Origin of the sequence: Nonomuraea rhizosphaerae (assembly GCF_019396405.1) — a bacterium.
GTDB classification, from domain to species: Bacteria; Actinomycetota; Actinomycetes; order Streptosporangiales; family Streptosporangiaceae; genus Nonomuraea; species Nonomuraea rhizosphaerae.
In genome coordinates, this window is the sequence record NZ_JAHKRL010000500.1 from 1 (window position 1) to 4,708 (window position 4,708).

The 4,708-nt window shown below is 72.8% G+C and carries 4 protein-coding genes; 1 reads left to right on the forward strand and 3 read right to left on the reverse strand.

Features of this window, described 5'->3' with window-relative positions:
- Positions 1-107: 107 nt before the first annotated feature.
- Positions 108-1,046, forward strand: coding sequence for a diacylglycerol/lipid kinase family protein (locus KME77_RS26150; protein ID WP_219471597.1), 939 nt, complete (start codon positions 108-110; stop codon positions 1,044-1,046).
- On the opposite strand, the gene KME77_RS26155 is transcribed toward KME77_RS26150, so the two are convergent.
- The 3 genes from KME77_RS26155 to KME77_RS26165 all read right to left on the reverse strand — a co-directional run.
- Positions 1,043-1,471: a hypothetical protein gene (locus KME77_RS26155; protein ID WP_219471598.1), complete on the reverse strand. Its 429-nt coding sequence runs from the start codon at positions 1,469-1,471 to the stop codon at positions 1,043-1,045. The two genes, KME77_RS26150 and KME77_RS26155, sit on opposite strands and share 4 nt — an antisense overlap.
- A 152-nt stretch (positions 1,472-1,623) precedes the next feature.
- Positions 1,624-2,427, reverse strand: a complete 804-nt coding sequence (locus KME77_RS26160; RefSeq protein WP_219471599.1) for an SWIM zinc finger family protein — start codon at positions 2,425-2,427, stop codon at positions 1,624-1,626.
- On the reverse strand, positions 2,428-4,708 hold a 2,281-nt coding region (locus KME77_RS26165), incomplete at its 5' end, for a DEAD/DEAH box helicase (RefSeq protein ID WP_219471600.1).

A 4,708-nucleotide genomic window follows, 5' to 3' on the forward strand; every position in this document is an offset into this window, starting at 1 on the left:
GGCCGCCGGTCATCGGCACCAGCGCCCCCAGCCGCCCCTCGCGCGAGCAGGTCCCGGCGGTTCCGAGACGGCTACATCGGGTGTCGGACCTCACTACGATGATGACCATGAGCGAATTGCGCACCAAGTCGGAGCACACCGAGGCGATCCGTGAGGGCCGCCGGGTGGCCGTGGTGGTCAACACTCGCTCGCGCCGTGGCCGCCGCCACTACTTCGAGGTCATCGACCAGATCCACGCCCTCGGCTTCGAGCCGCTGGCGGAGCTGTCGGTCTCCAACCCCAAGCGCCTGCGCGCCCTGCTCGACCAGGCCCTGGCCACCGAGCCCGACCTGCTCATCGTCGGCGGCGGCGACGGCACGCTGTCCTCGGCCGTCCGCCACGTCGCCCACAGCGACGTCGCGCTCGGCGTGCTGCCGCTCGGCACCACCAACAACTTCGCCCGCAGCCTCGGCCTCCCGCTCGACCTGGCCGGGGCGATCGGCGTCTTCCGGACCGGCAAGGTGGCCGACATCGACCTCGGCATGGCCGGTGACCGGCCCTTCGCGAACCTGGCCAGCTTCGGGGTGTCGGTCGAGGTCGCGGGCACGGTCAAGCCGTGGCTCAAGCGGATACTCGGCCGGCCCGCCTACCCGCTGACCGCCCTGCGGGTGCTGCCGGGCCACCGCCCGTTCCGCGCGTTCATCACCGTGGACGGCAAGCGCCACGAGCTGTTCACCCACCAGCTCAACATCGCCAACGGCCGCTTCCACGGCGGCTGGCAGCTGGCCAAGGACGTGAGCATCGACAACGGCATGCTGGTCGCCTACCAGCTCGGCTCGGGCAAGAAGCTGCGGCTGCTCGGCGAGACGCTGGTGCGGGCCACCACCGGCCGCTGGCGCAGCCTGGCCGGCGGGCCGTTCGTGATGGGCCAGGAGATGCTGCTGGAGACCGACCCGCCGATGGCCGCCGACGTCGACGGCGAGGTGCGGCTGCGCACCCCGATCCGGCTCCGCGTGGTGCCGAACGGGGTGCGCGTCATGGTGCCGGCCGACTTCGACGACCGCTAGCAGCCTCTCAGGCCCGCGTCGGGCTCCCAGTTGTCGCCGCCCTGGAAGTAGACCTGGCTCACGTAGCCCCATCGGCCGTTGTCGGCCATGGTCTGCGCCCACCAGTCGTTGACCAGCCCCTCCTCGGCGTCGTAGTCGTCGCCGCGGGTCGCGCACTCGTACCAGTCGTCGCCTGCGGCGTTGACGCGCCCGACGATCTCGGCGCTCTCCTGGTGGGGGGTGGAGTAGACGGGGATGCCGCCGGTGGGCGCCCAGTCGGGGCAGATCTGCACCGTGTAGATGGTGCCGCCGATCTCCTTGCCGAACTCGGGGCCGCACGGCCGGTCGTCGGCCCGGGCCAGCGCTGGGCCGCCGAGCGCGGTCACCAGAGCCGCCGCCGTCACCAGACCTGTGCCCGCGCTGACAAGTCGCCGGGGGGTGGCCATGTCTTTACCCTTCCTTTGACGTCGATTGACTCACCGAATGTAGTGGGTCGATCGCGCTACGTGAGGTCGAAGTAAGGCAGGCCTGGCGCTCAGGTGATCTCACCTGGGCAGAGGCGGCAGGCCGGGTGATCTCACGTGGACAGGGCAGGAGGTCAGGTGATCTCGCCCAGGCGGCGGTAGGCGGGCGTCAGCGTCTCCGCCAGGTCGCCGGGCGGCGGGAAGACGCGCGGCAGCAGGTCGGACGCCGACGCCGACGCCGCCGTACGCCGCTCCGGCCGGCGCAGGGCGGCGCCGGGCGCGTAGAAGTCGGCCAGCCGCTCGGCGAACGGCACGTCCACGACCTCGATCCCGGCCCCGCCCGGAGGCGGCTCCTCGCCGAGCGCGCCCAGCAGTCGCTCCCGGTCGCGCCCGCGCCAGGCCAGCACCAGGAACGGGTCCTCGTCGAACGACTCCGCCAGCAGGTACAGCACCGCCGACAGGTGCTTGCACGGCCACCCCCAGTCGGGGCACGAGCACTCCATGTCCAGCTCGCGGGGGAACAGGTCGAGGCCCAGCCCGGCGAACACCTCCTCGATCTCCTCCGGCATCTGCCCCGCCAGCAGCTTCGCCCGGTGCACGGCCTGCGCCGCGATCGCCTCCCCGATCCGCGCCCAGCGCGTCTCGCCGTACGCCTCGATCCGGATCGTGATCCGGTACGGCTCGCGCCGCGACCCCTGCACGGCCGCCGTCACCAGGCCGGCCGCGAGGTCGATGGACAGAACCTGGCCCGCGCGGGCGTAGGCGCGGCCCCGCGAGAGGCGGCCCTTGTCGCAGATACGCTCCAGGACGTCGATGAAGCGCCGCGACCACCAGGCCGAGCCGATCGAGCCGCGCCTGGACCGGGCCCGCAGCCCGCCCTCGACCTTGATCGGCGTGTTCCACTGCTCGTCCCACGGCCTGCTGTCGCGCGAGGGCATTCAGCTCACCGCCTCACCGGTCAGCCGGAACACCTCACGCAGCTCACTGGTGGACAGATCGGTCAGCCAGTCCTCGCCGGTCCCCACGACCCGCTCCGCCAGCGCCTTCTTGCGTTCGATCATCTCGTCCACCCGCTCCTCCAGCGTGCCCGCGCAGATGAGCTTGCGCACCTGCACGTTCTTGCGCTGCCCGATGCGGAACGCGCGGTCGGTGGCCTGGTCCTCGACGGCGGGGTTCCACCAGCGGTCCACGTGCACGACGTGGTTGGCCGCCGTCAGGTTGAGCCCGACGCCCGCCGCCTTCAGCGACAGCAGGAACAGCATCGGCTCGCCGTCCTCCTGGAACCTGGCCACCAGCCGGTCGCGGGTCTTCTTCGGCAGGCCGCCGTGCAGCCACAGCACCGGCCGGTCCAGTCGCTGGGCCAGGTACGGCTGGAGCATCGTGCCGAACTCCGCGTACTGCGTGAACACCAGCGCCTTCTCACCCTCGGCCACGATCTCCTCGGCGAGCTGTTCGAGCCGGGCCAGCTTGCCGGACCTGCCGGACAGGAGGGAGCCGTCCTTGAGCAGGTGGGCGGGGTGGTTGCAGACCTGCTTGAGCCTGGCCATGGCCGCCAGCACCAGCCCGCGCCGCTCGATGCCCTCGCTGTCGTCGATCCTGGCCAGCATGTCGTCCACGACCGCCTGGTAGAGGCCGGCCTGCTCCGGCGTGAGCGGGCACCACTCCTTGACCTCCAGCTTCTCCGGCAGGTCGGAGATGATGGACCTGTCGGTCTTGACGCGGCGCAGCACGAACGGGCCGGTCGCCCGTTTGAGCGCCTGCGCGGCCTGCTCGTCCTGGCGTGCCTCGATCGGCTCCTGGAACCTCGTCCTGAACCGGGACCGCGGCCCGAGCAGGCCCGGGTTCGCGAACTCCATGATCGACCAGAGCTCGGCGAGGTGGTTCTCGACCGGCGTGCCGGTCAGCGCCAGCCGGGTGCCCGCCGGGATCGACCGGACAGCCTGGGACTGCAGGGTGCCGGAGTTCTTGATCGCCTGCGCCTCGTCGCACACGACGCGCTGCCAGGTGAACCGCTTGAGGTGCTCCAGGTCTCGCTGCGCGGTGCCGTACGTGGTGATCACCAGGTCGGCGTGCGCGATCTCCGCGGCGTCCCTGGCGCTGCCGTGGTGGACGTACACGCGCAGGCCGGGGGCGAAGCGGGCGGCCTCCCGCTGCCAGTTGCCGACCAGCGACATCGGGCAGACCAGCAGCGTGGGCGCGCCGCCCGGCCCACCGGCGGTCCGTTCGGGCGCGCTGCCTTGCTCGCCGGCGGTCCGTTCGTGCACGAGCAGCGCCAGTGTGGTGACCGTCTTGCCCAGCCCCATGTCGTCGGCCAGCACCCCGCCGAGCCCCAGCTCCGACAGGAAGCTCAGCCACGCCAGCCCGCGCTCCTGATACGGGCGCAGCGTCGCGACCAGCCCCTCGGGTGTGACGATCGGGCGCAGCCGCCGCTCGGCCTGCCCCGACAGCAGGTCACCGAGCACCCCGTCGGCGTCCACCTCCAGCACCGGCAGCTCGTCGTCACCGCCCCGCACGACCTCGCGCAGCACCTCGGCGGCCGTCAGCTCCCCGGCCCGCTCACCCCCGACCGCCTTCAGCGCCGCCTTGAGCTGCCGTTCGTCCAGCTCCACCCACTGCCCGCGCACCCGTACCAGCGGCACCTTCAGCCGGGCCAGCTCGGCCAGCTCCGCCTCGCTGATCGTCTCGCCGCCGACCGCGAGCTCGACCCGGAAGTCCACCAGCTCCCGCAGCCCGAACCCCTGGCTCGTGGCCGCGCTCTGCGTCTTGGTGCGCGTCGTCGGCTTGGTGCGGGTCGTCAGCTTCAGCCCCAGCCTGCCGCGGCCCGCCCAGCGCGGCAGCTGCACCCCGAACCCGGCGGCCTGCAACAGCGGCGCCGCCTGCCTGAGGAACCCGAACGCCCCCGCCGTGTCGAGCTCCAGCCCGGTCGGCTCGGCGACCCGCAGGGCCTCGTTCAGCTCGGGGTACAGGCGCACGGCGCGTCCGAGGCCCGCCAGCAGCTCGCGCTCCGGGTGCCTGGACAGCCCCGGCACCGGCTCGGAGTCCCAGACCTGGGCGGCGGGCACGTACAGGCTGGGGTCGTCGGCCGCCTGCAACGCCAGCTCCACCCGCCAGCCGTCGTCGGTGGCGCCGGGCTCCAGCAGCCGGAAGCACACCCGCGCCGCCCCGTCGGGCCCCGTCACGGCGGGCCGCCACCCCCCCCCCGCCCCCCCCCCCTCCCGG

Coding starts and splice junctions, on each gene's coding strand:
- KME77_RS26150 (WP_219471597.1), top strand. CDS start 108: ATGAGCGAATTGCGCACCAAGTCGGAGCACACCGAGGCGATCCGTGAG.
- KME77_RS26155 (WP_219471598.1), bottom strand. CDS start 1,471: ATGGCCACCCCCCGGCGACTTGTCAGCGCGGGCACAGGTCTGGTGACG.
- KME77_RS26160 (WP_219471599.1), bottom strand. CDS start 2,427: ATGCCCTCGCGCGACAGCAGGCCGTGGGACGAGCAGTGGAACACGCCG.